The organism is Candidatus Poriferisodalis sp. (assembly GCF_965221945.1).
GTDB lineage: Bacteria > Actinomycetota > Acidimicrobiia > Acidimicrobiales > Poriferisodalaceae > Poriferisodalis.
The window spans coordinates 578,776-593,733 of sequence record NZ_OZ244925.1; the positions used below are offsets into that span (position 1 = coordinate 578,776).

General features: G+C 64.8%; 14 protein-coding genes. 7 read left to right on the forward strand and 7 right to left on the reverse strand.

The window, feature by feature from the left end:
* Positions 1-28: 28 nt before the first annotated feature.
* The 3 genes from leuA to ACOQPH_RS02705 form a co-directional block, all read right to left on the reverse strand.
* A complete protein-coding gene (gene leuA / locus ACOQPH_RS02695; protein ID WP_420623215.1) occupies positions 29-1,756 on the reverse strand; it encodes a 2-isopropylmalate synthase in 1,728 nt (575 codons plus the stop codon).
* A gap of 264 nt (positions 1,757-2,020) precedes the next feature.
* On the reverse strand, positions 2,021-4,123 hold the full coding sequence (gene ppk1, locus ACOQPH_RS02700) for a polyphosphate kinase 1 (RefSeq protein ID WP_420623216.1): 2,103 nt from the start codon (positions 4,121-4,123) through the stop codon (positions 2,021-2,023).
* 171 nt (positions 4,124-4,294) lie between these two features.
* Complete coding sequence (locus ACOQPH_RS02705; protein WP_420623217.1) at positions 4,295-5,767, reverse strand: acetyl-CoA acetyltransferase; 1,473 nt, start codon at positions 5,765-5,767, stop codon at positions 4,295-4,297.
* A 152-nt stretch (positions 5,768-5,919) separates the two neighbouring features.
* Between ACOQPH_RS02705 and ACOQPH_RS02710 the strand changes: the two genes are divergently transcribed.
* Positions 5,920-6,669, forward strand: a complete 750-nt coding sequence (locus tag ACOQPH_RS02710; protein ID WP_420623218.1) for a J domain-containing protein — start codon at positions 5,920-5,922, stop codon at positions 6,667-6,669.
* Here the strand turns inward: ACOQPH_RS02710 and ACOQPH_RS02715 are convergent, their stop codons facing one another.
* A complete protein-coding gene (locus tag ACOQPH_RS02715; protein ID WP_420623219.1) occupies positions 6,670-7,515 on the reverse strand; it encodes a VOC family protein in 846 nt (281 codons plus the stop codon).
* A 334-nt stretch (positions 7,516-7,849) separates the two neighbouring features.
* Here ACOQPH_RS02715 and ACOQPH_RS02720 point away from each other — a divergent pair, with 334 nt between their 5' ends.
* The 4 genes from ACOQPH_RS02720 (at position 7,850) to ACOQPH_RS02735 (ending at position 10,794) form a co-directional block, all read left to right on the forward strand.
* Positions 7,850-8,494 (forward strand): abortive infection family protein, encoded by a 645-nt coding sequence (locus ACOQPH_RS02720; protein ID WP_420623220.1) that lies wholly within the window; start codon positions 7,850-7,852, stop codon positions 8,492-8,494.
* A 95-nt stretch (positions 8,495-8,589) separates the two neighbouring features.
* Positions 8,590-8,958, forward strand: coding sequence for a hypothetical protein (locus ACOQPH_RS02725; RefSeq protein WP_420623221.1), 369 nt, complete (start codon positions 8,590-8,592; stop codon positions 8,956-8,958).
* Between the two features lie 178 nt (positions 8,959-9,136).
* Positions 9,137-10,021: a DNA-methyltransferase gene (locus tag ACOQPH_RS02730; RefSeq protein ID WP_420624293.1), complete on the forward strand. Its 885-nt coding sequence runs from the start codon at positions 9,137-9,139 to the stop codon at positions 10,019-10,021.
* The gene (locus tag ACOQPH_RS02735) at positions 10,018-10,794 is read left to right on the forward strand and encodes a hypothetical protein (protein WP_419552556.1); all 777 of its coding nucleotides are present in this window, start codon (positions 10,018-10,020) and stop codon (positions 10,792-10,794) included. The genes ACOQPH_RS02730 and ACOQPH_RS02735 overlap by 4 nt, the downstream gene beginning before the upstream one ends.
* A 106-nt stretch (positions 10,795-10,900) precedes the next feature.
* Here ACOQPH_RS02735 and ACOQPH_RS02740 read toward each other — a convergent pair whose 3' ends face one another.
* The 3 genes from ACOQPH_RS02740 to ACOQPH_RS02750 are packed head-to-tail and all read right to left on the reverse strand — an operon-like array spanning position 10,901 to position 14,341.
* Positions 10,901-12,487: a sulfatase gene (locus tag ACOQPH_RS02740; RefSeq protein WP_420623222.1), complete on the reverse strand. Its 1,587-nt coding sequence runs from the start codon at positions 12,485-12,487 to the stop codon at positions 10,901-10,903.
* 29 nt (positions 12,488-12,516) lie between these two features.
* Positions 12,517-13,275 carry an SDR family NAD(P)-dependent oxidoreductase gene (locus tag ACOQPH_RS02745; RefSeq protein WP_420623223.1) on the reverse strand — a complete coding sequence of 253 codons (759 nt, stop codon included), beginning with the start codon at positions 13,273-13,275 and terminating at the stop codon, positions 12,517-12,519.
* Positions 13,276-13,288: 13 nt separating this feature from the next.
* Positions 13,289-14,341: an LLM class F420-dependent oxidoreductase gene (locus ACOQPH_RS02750; protein ID WP_420623224.1), complete on the reverse strand. Its 1,053-nt coding sequence runs from the start codon at positions 14,339-14,341 to the stop codon at positions 13,289-13,291.
* A 107-nt stretch (positions 14,342-14,448) separates the two neighbouring features.
* Between ACOQPH_RS02750 and ACOQPH_RS02755 the strand changes: the two genes are divergently transcribed.
* Together ACOQPH_RS02755 and ACOQPH_RS02760 are read left to right on the forward strand one after the other, a co-directional pair.
* Positions 14,449-14,595 (forward strand): type II toxin-antitoxin system HicA family toxin, encoded by a 147-nt coding sequence (locus ACOQPH_RS02755; protein ID WP_419554837.1) that lies wholly within the window; start codon positions 14,449-14,451, stop codon positions 14,593-14,595.
* 44 nt (positions 14,596-14,639) lie between these two features.
* A complete protein-coding gene (locus tag ACOQPH_RS02760) occupies positions 14,640-14,870 on the forward strand; it encodes a type II toxin-antitoxin system HicB family antitoxin (protein WP_419552561.1) in 231 nt (76 codons plus the stop codon).
* Positions 14,871-14,958: the final 88 nt, after the last annotated feature.

Consider the following 14,958-nt stretch of genomic DNA (forward strand, 5'->3'; position numbering starts at 1 on the left):
GCGCCGCCGCCGAAGCTGACCAGCGGGCTCAGCGGGCGAGAACCCCAGAATCGGGCCCAGCGTGCGACCGGTTGATCGCCGACAGCAGGGCGCGGAAGCTGGCCGTCACGATGTTCGGATGCAGCCCGACACCCCAGTACACAGCACGCGACGAGGTCTCGATCTCGACGTAGGCCGCAGCCGTGGCGTCAGCACCGGCCCCGACAGCGTGCTCGTGGTAGTCGACGAGGCTGACGTCGACACCCAGTGCATCTGTCAGGGCGCTCTTGAACGCTGACAGGGGGCCGTTGCCGCGCCCCTTCGCGCGTACTTCTCCGTCAGGTCCCTTGATGGTGGCCTCTACCTCGGATTCGTCCGAGGATTCCGAGTCGAAGTAGCTGCGGTGGCCGACGTAGGTGTACGGCGACTCGGCGTGCAGGTAGGCCTCGTCGAAGGTCTTCTTGATGGCCTCCGGCCGGATCTCGCCGCCCTCATCGGTGATCGCCTGGATCACGCCGCTGAACTCGATCTGGAGTCGGCGCGGCAAGTCCAGTCCGAAGCTGTTCTTCATCACGTAGGCCACGCCGCCCTTGCCCGACTGGCTGTTCACGCGGATGACGTCCTGGTAGGTGCGTCCGACATGCGCTGGGTCGATGGGCAGGTACGGCACTTCCCAGTAGTCGTAGTCGTCGGGGAGCGCTTCGAAGCCCTTCTTGATGGCGTCCTGGTGGCTGCCGCTGAATGCGGTGTAGACGAGATCGCCGCCGTAGGGATGGCGAGGATGCACCGGCAGCTGGTTGCAGTACTCCGCTATCCGGCGCAGGTGGTCGATGTGGCTGATGTCCAACTCGGGATCGACGCCCTGGCTGAACAGGTTCATCGCGAGCGTGATGATGTCGACGTTACCGGTGCGCTCGCCGTTGCCGAACAGCGTGCCCTCGATCCGGTCGGCACCCGCCATGACGCCGAACTCCGCTGCCGCCACACCGCAGCCTCGGTCGTTGTGAGGATGCAGCGACAGAACGACGGCCTCGCGACTGTCCACATTGCGATGGAAGTACTCGATGAGGTCGCCGTAGGTGTTCGGCGTCGCCATCTCGACGGTCGCAGGCAGATTCAGGATGATCGGGTCATCGACGGTGGCGCCCCATTCGGCGCTCACCGCATTGCACACCTCGAGCGCGTAGTCGATCTCGGTGCCGGTGAATGACTCTGGTGAGTACTCGAAGCGGATCGCCCCGCCTTCGTGTTGCTGCGCCAGTTCCTTGCACAATCGTGTGCCGGTGACAGCGATGTCGCGGATGCCGTCGGTGTCCAGCCGGTAGACAACCCGGCGCTGCAGCTCCGATGTCGGGTTGTACAGGTGGACGATGGCCTTGTTCGCCCCCGCGATCGCCTCATAGGTCCGCTCGATCAGCTCGGGTCGGCTCTGGGTGAGCACCTGGATCCAGACGTCGTCGGGCACCAGGTCCTCTTCGACCAGCATGCGGCAGAATTCGAAGTCCGGCCCCGAGGCCGAGGGGAAACCAACTTCGATTTCCTTGAACCCCATCTCGACCAGTACCTCGAACATTTGGCGCTTGCGTGGGACGTCCATCGGGTCGATGAGGGCCTGGTTGCCGTCGCGCAGGTCCACCGAGCACCACAGCGGCGCCTCGGCGATGAGCTTGTCCGGCCACGTGCGACCCGGGACGTGCGCGGCGTAGGCGTAGGTGCCGTACTTCTGGTACGGCATCGGGCTCGGCTGCTGGGCGCTGATGCGCTTGACGTCTGCCATCGGAATCTCCTGAGTCGGCGGGGGGTGGGTGGAAGCGGGTCAGTGGAAGTTGGTGCGGATCGGGTTTGGGCCACGAAAAAACCCCCTGGCCCGGAGGCACAGGAGGTTGGGCGAGGACCTGTGCGGTCCCCGCCTAGGTAAGAAGGAGCAGCCCGGTTGCGGAATGCAGCGTTGTGTGAGTCGAAACGCGAATCACGGAAAGCATTCTACCAACCTGCACTAGATAGATGCGCCTGCAACTGCGGTCGCCCTGCACCTGACGCGCTAGCTGCGACGATCGGCATGGCGCGCCAGCATCAATTCGTGCAAGTCGGTGCCCGAGTACTGGGTCCACTCGCCGTCACTGCCGAGCTCCCAGTGAGCGATGCCGTCGTCGAGGTACATGTCGGTGAGCTCGGTAAGCTCAGCGGCCAGCGCGGGGGAATCCACCGGCGCCAGCGCTTCCACGCGGTAGCGCAAGTTCCGAGGCATGGCGTCGGCTGATCCCAGCAGGATCGTGTGACCGCGGGCGGAATTGCCGAACCGATACACGCGGCTGTGCTCCAGGAAGCGGCCGACGATGCTGCGCACGGAAATGTTCTCGCTCATGCCGGCCACGCCGGGAACCAGGCAGCAGATGCCTCGCACGACGAGGTCGATGCGACAGCCCTGCTGTGACGCTCCGTAGAGCGCGTCGATCACCTCGTTGTCCACGATGGCGTTCATCTTCATGACGATGTGGCCATCGGGCTCCGCGGCCTCGGCCGCAATGTGCTTCACGAGCGACTGGCCGAGGCTGTGCGGCGCCACGGCAAGCTTGTGGTAGTCGGTCTTGCGGCTGTAGCCGGTGAGCGAGTTGAACAGTCCTGCGACATCGGCGGCAAAGTCGGCATCGGAGGTCAGCAGCCCGAGGTCCTCGTAGATGAGGGCTGTGTCGGCGTTGAAGTTGCCGGTGCCGATGAAGCAGTAGTGAGCGATGCCTCGGGGCTCGCGCCGCACCACCATCGCCAGCTTGCAGTGGGTCTTCAGTCCGACGACCCCGTAGGCGACATGGACGCCCGCGCGTTCCAGAATCCGTGCCCACTCGATGTTCGCGTGCTCGTCGAAGCGTGCTTTGAGCTCGACGACGACCACGACCTGCTTGCCGCGTTCTGCAGCCCGGATGAGCGAGTCGACCAGCCGGGTCCGCTCCGAGGTCCGGTACATGGTCATCTTCATGGCGAGCACATCGGGATCGACGGCCGCCTGGCGGATGAAGGCGTCGAGGCTGGAGTTGAACGACTCGTACGGCAGATGCACCAGGACGTCCTGGCGCTTGAGGACGTCGAAGAAGTCGACTCCGACCTCCGGTTCGGGCGCCGCCCCACGCCGGCCCCCAGTGCCCGCTCTCAGCAGTGGCGGTGCCTCGCTCGGTGCGCGCAGCGGCAGCGGGGTGCGCGGGCTGTGCGAGGGCGTCTTCAGATCGTCGCGCTCGATCCCGTACAACTCGAACAGGTCCGACAGGCCGAGCAGCCCCTTCGAGGTGTAGACGTCGTCGTAGGTCAGCTTGAGCTCGCGGGTCAGCATGTCCAGTGCAGCCCCGCTCAGGTCAGGCGCAGCTTCAAGCCGCACCGCTCCGCCGAAACGCCGCTGGCGCAGCTCGAGTTCCATGTGCTTGAGCAGATCATCGGTTTCGGTGTCGTCGATGTCGAGATCGGCGTCGCGGGTGACCCGGAACGTGCTGTGGCTGATCACCTTCACACCGGGGAACAAGTCGCCCAGATGCCCGGCGATGACTGACTCCAGCGTGATGAAGCGGTGCCCGTCTGGCAGGGCCAGAAAGCGCGGCAGGATCGGCGGCACCTTCACCCGGGCGAACGACGGGCTGCTGCGGGAGTGCTCCACGAACACGGCGAGGTTCAACGACAGGTCTGAGATGTAAGGAAATGGATGCGCAGGGTCGACGGCGAGAGGCGTCAGGACCGGAAAGACCTGCTCGCCGAAGAGCTGCGCGACCCATGCGCGGTTGGTGTCGTCGAGGTCGTCCGGCTCGACAAACTCGATCCCTTCGGCTGCGAGCGCCGGCCGCAGCTCGTCCTCGAAGAGGGCCGAGGCATCACGGAGTTGCTCGGCGGCAGCGGCGCGAATGCCCTTGATCTGGGCTCGTGGAGTCAGCCCGTCCGGGCCTGCCCGCCGCACTCCGGCGTCGATCGAGTCGAGCACCGTCGGAACCCGCACCTGAAAGAACTCATCGAGGTTTGACGCATGGATAGCCGCGAACTTGATGCGCTCGAGCAGCGGCAGATCGCTGTCGCAAGCAAGTGCCAAGACGCGGTAGTTGAAGTCCAGCCAGGAGAGCTCTCGGTTGAGGTAGCGCTTGCAGGATCGGGTCCCGTTGGCGGCGGACATGACAACTCACGCCCCCAGTGTGTCCGGAGCAGGGCGCGGCGGGGGCGGTACGCCCTGCGTCCGTGAGAGTACGCAAGCATCGGCGCTTGCGCCAGTGGGTTCTTCGGTTGTGGAAAACGTGTGGGCAGTGAGTGGAGCGGCCCTGTGGACAACGGCTGGTTCGGTTGCTGATCAGGCCGGTGCGAACTCGAAGTCCTCGTTGACCACGACGTCGGTTCCGATGTGCTCGGTCTTGGTCATCTCGGCCATGAGCGCCGGGTCGGTGCTGCGGGCCCACTGCCGGCCGTTCGGCGTCCGCACTGCGACCAATGCCACCTCAGGTCCAGTCCGGCCGTGCATCACCGTGTAGGCCTCCACGGTTGCGCTGCCGGTGTAGTTGGCGTCGAGCTCGACAGACGGGAACCGGTCGATCTCGTCTTGGCAGTTCTGATGGCGGAATCCGTCCGCGGGCGGCTCCGTCGAGTAGATGCCGAATGCGTGCTTGGTGAGGTAGCCGCCGTTCGCCGAGCACAGCCCGACGGTTCCGGGGTTGTCCCGCAGTACGCCGGCCATCGTGGCGATGGAGTGGGTGACGTAGTTGTTGAGCGGACCGCCGGCGAAGGTCAGCCCGCCGGTGAGTGTGAGGTCTCGGTCGAGACCGAGACCGAGCTCGATGGCAGAGATCTGCACAGCGGAGGGGAAGCACGAGTACAGGTCGACGTGGTCGATGTCGTCGACGCCGACGCCGGCCAGCTCCATGACTCGGCGTCCGGCGACGCGGATGGCAGGGGAGCTGTGCAGGTCGCCGCGATTCGACACGTAATCGGTGTCGCGGGCATCGGTTCCTGCGAGGGGGAACAGCCAGCGGTCGGTCGGCACACCGGCTGCCGACGCGGCCTCAGCAGAGCACACGATGAGCGCAGCGGCGAGGTCCAGGTCCCAGTTGGAATTCATGGACTTGGTGTAGGGGAAGCCCACGAACCGGTTGGTGGGGCTCGGATTGCGGATCTCCTCAGCGGTCATCGGAGTGCGGATCCACGAGTACGGGTTGGCCACCGCCGCCTGGTTGAACTTCTCCCACATCGCCGCAAGCCGGTCCCGATGCCCTTCCATGGTCTCGCCGCGTGAGGCTCGGAACGCAGATTCGAAGACGGGGTAGAGGTTGATGGGATCCCTGAAGCCCCGTTCGACCTCGATCTTGTTGTTCATGATGACGTCGCGGCCCAGCACTTCGTCGGGCACGGCGCCGGTCTGGTCGGTGTAGGGAATGCGCTGGGACGCACGGCGTGCCCGGCGACGACTCCAGATGCCCTCCGCGCCAGCGATCAGCACGACGTCGGCTTCGCCCGCCGCAATGCGACTGCAGGCCAGGTTCACCAGCGATTGCGGCGTGTTGCCGCCGTCAGTCGACAGCCCGGTCTTGCTTGTCGCGCCGAATCGTTGGTTGAGCAGAGCCGCGGGATCCGGGTAGGGCCAGGCGCCCTTGATGACCCAAGTGTGCGAAGCGCGCGCAGGCAATCCCGGCGCGCCGGCGTCCTGGGCCGCGTTGGCGAGCGCTTCGCCCATCATCGCCACGGGCTCAAGCGCCTCGACGGGGTTCTCCGGACGCTGGATGAACTGCCCGGCACCGACCAGGACGGGGGTGCGTGATCCGATGTCCGACATTTCGTACCGCCTTGCGTTTTCGTGGCATCGCACAGTAGCGAGCCGCGCCCTGCCAATTCCGGTGAAGGTTCCCGGCGGCGCGCTGCGCAATCACAGTTGCAGCGGCATGGCCGTTCGTGCGCGGATGTAGCGTCGCAGTTGGGAGGCCGACGGTGGCCCAGTTGCCCGATCACTACGCGACGCTGGGTGTGCGTCCGGACGCCGATACAGCAGAGATCCGGCGCGCATGGATCAGGGCTGCTCGGGCCAACCATCCCGATCAACGTGGCGACGTTCCCCAAGCGCAGGGCGAGCGTTCAGACCGTCGAATGCGCGCAGTGAACGAAGCCTGGCGAGTGCTCGGCACCGATGAGTCGCGACGCACCTACGACTCCGAGCGCGCTGAACTCGCCAAGCCCGCGGCTGAAGCTGCCGCTGCGGCCCACGGTGCCAATAGTGCCCCGCAACCCGGCAGTACAGCGGCGTCTGATGCTGAGTTCGAAGATCCTTGGGCGCACGAACGCACGGGCAGCACGACCGAACCCGGCGGCCCCGGCGGCTTTGTCGTCAGCCATCGCCGTGCCGCCATCGTGGTGCGCGTGCTGCCGTGGGCTGTGGCGGCCACCCTCGGCATCGTGATCTTCGTGGCGAGTGCCTACATGTCCGCCGGCAGCGACAGAGCGCAAACTACGGCCGCAGTCCTCGAGGTCGGAGAGTGCTTCTGGACGGCTCCCAATGGAACGCTGCGAGCGGTCGCGTGCGATTGGCCCCAGAACGATGGCGTCCTGGATCAGATCGTCACGATGTCCCCCGGTGACCGCTGTCGCCATCCCCATGCCGTGATGCACGAGGCCCCGATCGCCGGCCGGCGTCTCTGCCTCGTGCCGGTCGACCGCTGGCAGCCGCCTACGACGAGCCCGTGATCAGGCTGGTTCGGTGAGCAGGAGGCGGACGCCGAGGTTGTGCTCGGGAGGCACTTTGAACATCGCGTCCTGTGGCTCGCCGCCTCCCCGCAGCTTGACGCGGCGTGCGCCGGGTACCAGTCCGGGGTCGTCGAGCTGAAAGTGCAGCAGCTGAAACCGGCCTGATCGGTTGCCCATCCAATGTGCCATGTTCGGCTCGGCCGGCTGGATGAGTTGTAGGTTCCATGGCCCTGAGCGCAACTCGACCCCAACTCCGATGTTGGGGTTCTTCCATTCGTCCACCCGCTCCATGCCGAGCGGCCCTTCGAACATCGCTGCAGCGGCCTGCACATCGGCCGCTAGGTGAATGACCGAAGCGAGCGCCGTCGGCTGTTCGTGGTGGGTGGGCGGAAGGGGCGGGGCGTCATCCCAGCTGCCGCCGTCATCCCAGGCGATCTGGATGACAATGCCCCAGCTGTCCTTGGGATGCAGGAAGGCTTCCTTCCACATCGGGTTTTCGTCGTTGATGCCGATCACGTTGTATCCGGCGTCGGACAAGGCGCCGACGGTGTCGGCGAAGTCGGGCGTCTTGAAAGTGAAATGGTGCGGGCCGGGGCCGTTGCGGGCCAGGAAGCGATGGAGGAAGTCGCTGCCTTCGTGCTCGATCGGCTCGAGGATCTCGATCCTCGTGCCGCCGTTGAACGAGATCTGGCAGAAGTAGAAGTCGTCGCCGGCTTGGGCCGCAGGGTCGTTGTCGGGGCCGCCGATCCAACGACCGCCGAGGTCGCGGCTGTAGCGGATCACGTTGTCCCAGGCGCGGTCGCTGACGACCGCGACATGGTCCATCACGAGTTTGTCGGTCGGCATGGCGGGTGAGGCTACGCAGCTGGCTCAATTCATGCCACGTGTTGGAGTTTCGATGTTGAGGGCTGCGATCATCACAAACGAACTCCCGACTCGCTTGCTCGCCACCATGGCTGCTTAATCTTGCTCCCCATACGCTGATTTCATGCCCCCAACCAGCGAGGAACGTGAACGTGCCAAGCTCGCACGCGCTCTCGGGGAATTCTGGGCAGGTGGAGGCGGTCCGACGCACGGCGAACTCAACGATTTCTTCGATACGTACGGAATTCGGACCGAATCCGGAAGCAAGCGAGATCGAGTCAGCGAGGTAGTGAAGTCGGTTGGGGATGAGGATCTGGTGCCACTCGTCACCGACCTCGTCGATTTGCTCCGCGAGAACGGTGCTTTTGATCCTGCCAACGAGTGGCGCGCAGGTGAAGCCGTGGTTCAGCGTTTGGCTGAGGCGTTGAGAACCTACGAGATCACATTGCACGACAATGGTCAGCTGGAGGACGGGAGCGGTTTCCATTTCGAGGCTTCGGCTCTCACTGACGTTCCCGCCGTACGTATCCATATTCGGCGGATTCAGCGCGCGCTTGAAGACGGCGATTCGGCGCTGGTGCTGGGCTCAAGCAAGGAGTTGCTTGAGTCGACTGCCAAGATCATTCTCGTTCGGGTTGGCGAGGAGTTTCCGCCCAAGTTCCCAGGGCTCGTCAACAGAGCCCTCGAGGTGCTGATGCTGCACCCGAGAAGCGAACCGACCCAACGAGAAGATCTAGTGGGGCCGGTCCGCAAGATTCTCGGCGGAGTTCTTCAGATCGCGATCGAAATCAATGAACTTCGTAATGACCGCGGCACGGGTCACGGTCAGGCGCAGGAACCCATCACGCTGCGTGACCGCCATGCGAGGTTGGCTGCTGGAGCGGCGATCCTTGTTGCAAGGTTGATGCTCGACACGTTCGAAGACCCAGCGGCGCCCTGGAGGCGCGGTTCTGCCGCGTGATACTCCCGGTCGAGTCGCTGCACATGCGTCTCGTAAGGCACCGGACGGAACTACATATCACCGCCCGGCAGGCGACCCCTTGATACCGTCCACGCATGGGCCTCGGCGTCACGTACCAACTTGAGGACACAGCGAGCGAGCGATCTAGGCGGAAGCGCATGCGGCTCGCGGGAGAGCTGCGCAATGTCTGTCCTCACATTCACGATCTGAGGCCGACTGCCGATGAGAACGGCGAATCGGCGCTCGCAGCCCGGTGGGCATTCGAGACCTTTGTTGGCACGCTGTCCTACTACTGCATGATTTGCGGGTCGGAGTGGTCGCAGCACAGCGTTGATATGTATTGCGACGGCGTGATGGACTCCTTCGCCCGGGACATCAAGGGGACCGGTCTGCTTCTTCTAGAACAACGGAAGAATGCCTCGAAGCTCGTCCAGAAACTGAATCGGCTCGGCGGGCTTCCGTAGCTCCTGCCCGGGTCAGCTGCCACAGAGCTGCGCAAGACCGTTGGAACCCGCAATTTTCTCGCGGTACGTATGTTTGTCACACCGTCCGCTTAGCGTGCCGAACATGGCTGAACGATTGTTTCAAGACTTTCCCAAGGATTCGCCTCAGGGCCGCGTCAAACGGTTACGGTCGGTGGTGATGGGCGGACGAGCCACCGGGCCACAGCATGAACACCTACGGGTCGATCTTCCACGCGCCGACCCGCTCAACAAATCCGGCAAGCCGGTGCTCATTTGCGGGCGGGCCGAAGAAGGCTTGGACCTGCTGCCTGATCGAAGCGTCCAGACAGTCGTGACATCGCCGCCGTACTGGTCGCTGCGGGACTACGACGTCGACGATCAGATCGGCCGGGATGACGCTCTTGCTGACTACGTCAAGAGCATCGTCGTGACGTTCGACAAGACCCGGCGGGTGCTTACCGACGACGGCACCGTTTGGCTCAACGTCGGTGACAGCTACACCTCGGGCAACCGACGCTACCGAGCCCCTGATCGGAAGAACCGGGCGCGTGCGATGCGGGTGCGGCCAGCGACGCCGGAGGGTCTCAAGCCGAAGGATCTCATTGGGGTGCCGTGGCGTTTGGCATTCGCGCTTCAAGATGCCGGTTGGTGGCTGCGCTCGGAAGTGATCTGGCACAAGCCCAATGCCCACCCAGAATCGGTCCGGGACCGTCCGACCAAGGCTCATGAGACCTTGTTCTTGCTGTCGAAGAACAAGGACTACTTCTACGACGTCGATGCCGTCCGTGGACCGAACGACCGCCGGCTGAGGACCGTTTGGGAGATCAACACCGCGCCACGACGGCGCGACGATTGTGGGGTCGAGGATCACCCGGCAGTCATGCCCCTGACGCTCGCAGCTCAGTGTGTCACCATCACCAGCAGGCCCGGTGACATCGTTTTGGACCCCTATGCAGGTTCCGGCACAACCCTGCTCGTCGCACGAGCTCTCGAACGCAGATGGGCCGGCATCGAGCTCAACCCGGCATTCGTGGATCTCATCGAGCGACGCTTGGCTCAATGAGCGACCGCGACGCCCTGAGGCGCAAGATCGAGAGTTTGTCGCCAATGGGGGTGCGCTTCGTTGCCCGCATGGTCGAATCGCTCTCGGAGCCACCCCAGGCTCAGCGTTCGGCGGTGGGGCAAACCTGGATCACCGCCGAGCCAGACTGGATTGAGTACTTCGGCCTCCTGATTTCTGCGCATCATGGGTTGGCTGTAGATGCGCTCAAGGAAACTGGCTTTGAGAACGCGTTTCGGGACGCATGCGAAGCCGTTGGTTGGAGCGTCGATCCGCCGGCCTCGGCGACACAGCGCTTTGTCGATCTGACGGTGGAAACGCCTGAAGGACGATCGCGACGGCTCTCGTTGAAGTCGACGGCCGCCCAGAGGCTGTCGCAGTCGACCATCCACATTTCGAAACTCACCGAGGCTGCGTGGATTCAAGATGTCCGATCGGCGAAGAGTCGCCGGGCGGAGACGCTCACCCTGTTTGAGCAATACTGCGATGCAGTCGACGCAATTGTGATGCTCCGGGCCTTTCGCGACGATCCCCAGTCGATTCCCTATCGGTATCAGCTCGTCGAGATACCGAGCGCGATCTTCGCGTCGTTGCAGTCTCTGGGTCAGCCAGCGTTCGAGGCCGACGGTCCAACGCTCGACTGCTCGTTCCAAGGGGACGCTGCGGCAGCCCGTGTTTCGCTGGACAGGTCTGACGCAAAGGTGACCGTCAAACAAATCAAGCTCTCGGCATGCGTAGTCCACGAAGAATGGGAACTCGGCGAACGCGGTTCCTAGCGGTCAGCCCCACTGCCGACTGCGTCTTGGTGAACACTCAGACCCTGCTGACGCCGGCTCGCTACCCATGGGGTGACGCTGCAACTTGAACGGTCAGCGTGCAGGGTCAGGCGGCACTCAGCGGCATGCCGCGCGCGAGATCGTCGGCTTCCATCAGTGCTGCTGCCAGCCGCTCGTACATCTCGGCGCGCCGGGACGGGTCGGTGCGGCCGAGCGGTGCCACCTCGTCGGGATCGGCCGCCATGTCGAACAGCTGCTCGGAGCCGTCGCTGTGGCGTGTCAGCCGCAGGTCAGCAGTGACGAGCGTCCGGGTCTTGGACGGGATCGGAAGGTTCATGACGAGCGCCCCGGGGAAGTCGTCTTCGATGAGCACCTCGTCACGCACGCTGGCGCCAGCATCATCGAGCACCGGCACCAGGCTGCGGCCGCCGATGCCGTCGTAGCCAGGCACGTCGGCGAGTTCGAGCAACGTCGGACCCAGATCGATGCTTCCGGCCAGTGAATCGGTGCGACCCGAGGGGCGCCGCGGGTCGACGATCACCATCGGAACCGCCAGCGTGCCGCGGTAGTGCAGGAAGCCCTTCAGCATGAGGCTGTGGTCGCCCATCATGTCGCCGTGGTCGCTGGTGAACACAATGATCGTGTTGTCGGCCTGACCGAGACGGTCGAGCGCGGCCAGGATCTGGCCGATGCCGTCGTCGATCATCTCGATCATCCCGTAGGTGGCGGCCATGGCCTCTCGCACGAGCTCGTGGTCGCCGGCCACACCGCACGGCGTGACCCAGTTGCGCTGACTGCTCGGATGAAGCTGGCTGACGAGCTGCACATAGTGGGGCGCTCCTACCAGCGGATCGTCAACGGTTGCCGGAAGCTCCATGTCGTCGGGGCTGTGCCGGTCGAACCACTCGCCGGGGGGTGACATCGGGTGGTGCGGGTCGGGGAACGAGGCCCACGCCAGCCAAGGCCCGCCCCGCCTGGCGGCATCTTCGATGAAGGCGATAGTGCGCTCGGTCACGAACGTGCTGGAGTGGAACTCAGCGCTGTACGGCGGCTCGTACACCTGCCACCAGCGCTCGGAGCGGCGCCGTGCGGGTGACTCGGCGGTCATCGACACCATCAGGTCTTCGAGCCGGCCGCCGCGATCGAGCGCCCACAACAGATGATGCCCGCTGACCCGTGCGCCGTGGTCTATGGCGAGCTCGACGTGTTCGAATCCGTAGAAGCTGTCGGGGAATTCGGGTGCGCCTTCCAGGTAGCGCTCAGCGTCTTCGAGCGTGTCCCAGCCCGCCGGCCAGCACTCGTCAACCGCTCCGGATGCTTGATTCGACGGGAACACGGCGTTGCGAGACATGCCGTGTTGCAGGTGTGACTTGCCGATGAGCGCCGTGCGGTAGCCCGCTGCGCGGAACTGCCGCACATGAGTGTTGGCGCCCGGTTCGAGCGATCGGTCGTTGAAGACCACGCCGTGGGCGCTGGGCATCCGGCCGGTCATGATTGTGGAGCGGTTCGGCATGCACACCGGGTTCGCCACCCAGGCGTTGTCGAACACCATGCCCCGTGCGGCCAGCGCATCGAGATGGGGGGTGCGCACCACTTCGTTGCCGCCGAAGCCGGTGTGATCTGCTCGCTGCTGGTCGGTGATGATGAACAGAACGTTGGGCTGCGATCGCGCACCGTTTCCTGCGGAGGTCAACGGGGGCTCCTCTCGACGAGCTCGGCTGCTCAGCCGAAGTTCATCGCGGCCGGGTTGCCGCCGTCCACCACCACGGTCTGTCCGGTGATGGACTCTGCCTCGCACAGCATCACGGTGGCGTTGGCGATGTCGATCGGGCTGCCCACCTGTCCCAGCAGCGCTGCCTGCCGAGCACCTTCGGAGATCTCGTCGGGCAGGCGGGCGGCCATGCGTGTTCCTTCCACCAGGCCGGGCGCCACGCAGTTGACGGTGACCGCCGGAGCGAGGGCGACGGCCATGCAGTGAGTGAGGTGGATGAGCGCCGCTTTCGAGCAGCTGTAAGCGATGCTGCTGGAGCCAGGCAACAGCCCGCCGATTGAGGCGATGTTCACGACCCGCCCGCCGTCGCCGTCCTGCAGCAGCTCTGCCAGAGCCCGGGTCAGCAGGAACGGCCCGCGCAGGTTGGTCTCCTGCACACGATCCCAGGTTGCGGAGTCGAGCATCTCGAGATTCCTGAACGGAATGCCGATGTTCCACGCAGCGTTGTTGATCAGCACGTCACAGCGGCCGTGCTCGGCCACCGCTGCCGCTGCTGCATTGATCGAGGCTTCGTCTCGCTGGTCGAGCTGCAGCACGCTGGCGGTGCGGCCGGCTGCACGCACGAGCTCAGCGCTGGCCTCGGCGCGCTCCTGATCGCCCACGTAGGTCACGATGACGTCGGAACCCGCCGCGGCCAGCGCTTCGCAAATAGCTCGTCCGATGTCGCCCGAGCCGCCTGTGACTACTGCCAGTTTCCCGGTCAAGTCCATGAGTCGATTCCTCTCAGTCGGCGACCAGCTCCGCCATCGTTTCGAGGAGCTGTGGCGGGCCGGCAATCTGCAGGGTGGTCACCACCGTGTCGTCCCAGCGGCGCAGGTCACGGGCGATCTTGTCCATCGGCCCGACGAGCGCCACCTCTTCCACCAGCTCGACGGGGATCGTTGCTGCGGCTTCCTGCTTGCGCCCGTCGAGGTACAGGTCCTGGACCTCGTCGGCGACGTGCTGGTAGCCCATCCGGCAGAACACGTCGTAGTGGAAGTTGGCGTCGCGAGCACCCATGCCGCCCATATACAGCGCCAACATCGGGCGCACACGGTTGGCTGCCCGTTCGATGTCGTCGTCGGGCACGATGGTCAGCGGGCAGACGACTTCGAAGTCCACGTCGGCCGGAATGCGCCCGTCGGCGCCGATCTGCGGCTTGCCCGCAGCGGCGAAGCCTGCGTTCAGCGCATCCACGTAGAACTGGTTGTCCTTGGGGGCGAAGAACAGCGGCAGCCAGCCCTCGCAGAGTTCTGCCGCCAGCGCCACGTTGCGCGGCCCCTCGGCGCCGAGGTAGATCGGCACGTCGGGCCGAATCGGGTGCACGGTCGACTTCAGCGCCTTGCCCAAGCCCATGCCGCCCGGGTAGGGCATCTGGTAGTGGTCGCCGCTGAAGCTGACCGGCTTGTCGCGCTCAAGGATTGCCCGGATGATCTCGATGTACTCCCGGGTGCGTGCGAGCGGGCGGGGGTAGGGCCGGCCGTACCAGCCCTCAACCACCTGTGGGCCGCTCACGCCGAGGCCCAGGATGAACCGACCCTCGCTGAGGTGGTCCATCGTGATGGCCGCCATGGCTACTGCGGCCGGCGTGCGGGCCGAGATCTGCACGATGCCCGTGCCCAGGCCGATGCGCTCGGTGTGGCTGCCCCACCACGCGAGCGGCGTGAGGGCGTCCGAACCGTAGGCCTCAGCGGTCCAGAACGAATGGAAGCCCAGGCGCTCGGCAAGCTGCAGCGTCTCCAGCGCGTCCGGTGGCGGCCCTGCCGACCAGTATCCGACTCCAGTTGCAAGTTTCACGCCGCCCAGCTTGGCAGGCCTCGACGCCTGACGCCTCCCGGTGCCCGTGCGTGGAAATGAAATAGATTGAAAATTAATGAAATATTGGATTCCTGTGAGTGCCTACGGTGCGAGCAGCGGTACGGATCGTCACGGCTGATGGTTGGCGTCTTAAGAACACTCGCGGCAGCCATCGTCACTACGTGCATTCCGACAAGCCCGGTAAGGTGACCATCGCCGGGAAGCCCAGCCGTGAACTCCCGCCGGGGACGTAGAAGAACATCCTGAAGCAGGCCGGACTGGAAGGGGGGCGGTTCCCATGAGCACCTTGACGTACACCGCGATCGTGGAGCGGAGCACCACTGGCTATGCGGCGTATGTGCCAGATGTCCCCGGCTGCATCGCAGCGGGAGAGACCTTCGAGGAAACCACGAAGATGATGCAGGAGGCACTCACGTACCACCTCGAATGGATGCGCGAGGACGGTGACGATATCCCTGAGTCGATCTCGTCTGCGATCGAGGTTGAGGTTCCAGCGAGCATCAGCTGATACACCTGAGTTGGTTCTGCGCTCTTGCGCGCGGGCGCTGCAGTTGACGGACTTGTCGCTCTCGAGGATCGCCGGGATGGTCTCGATG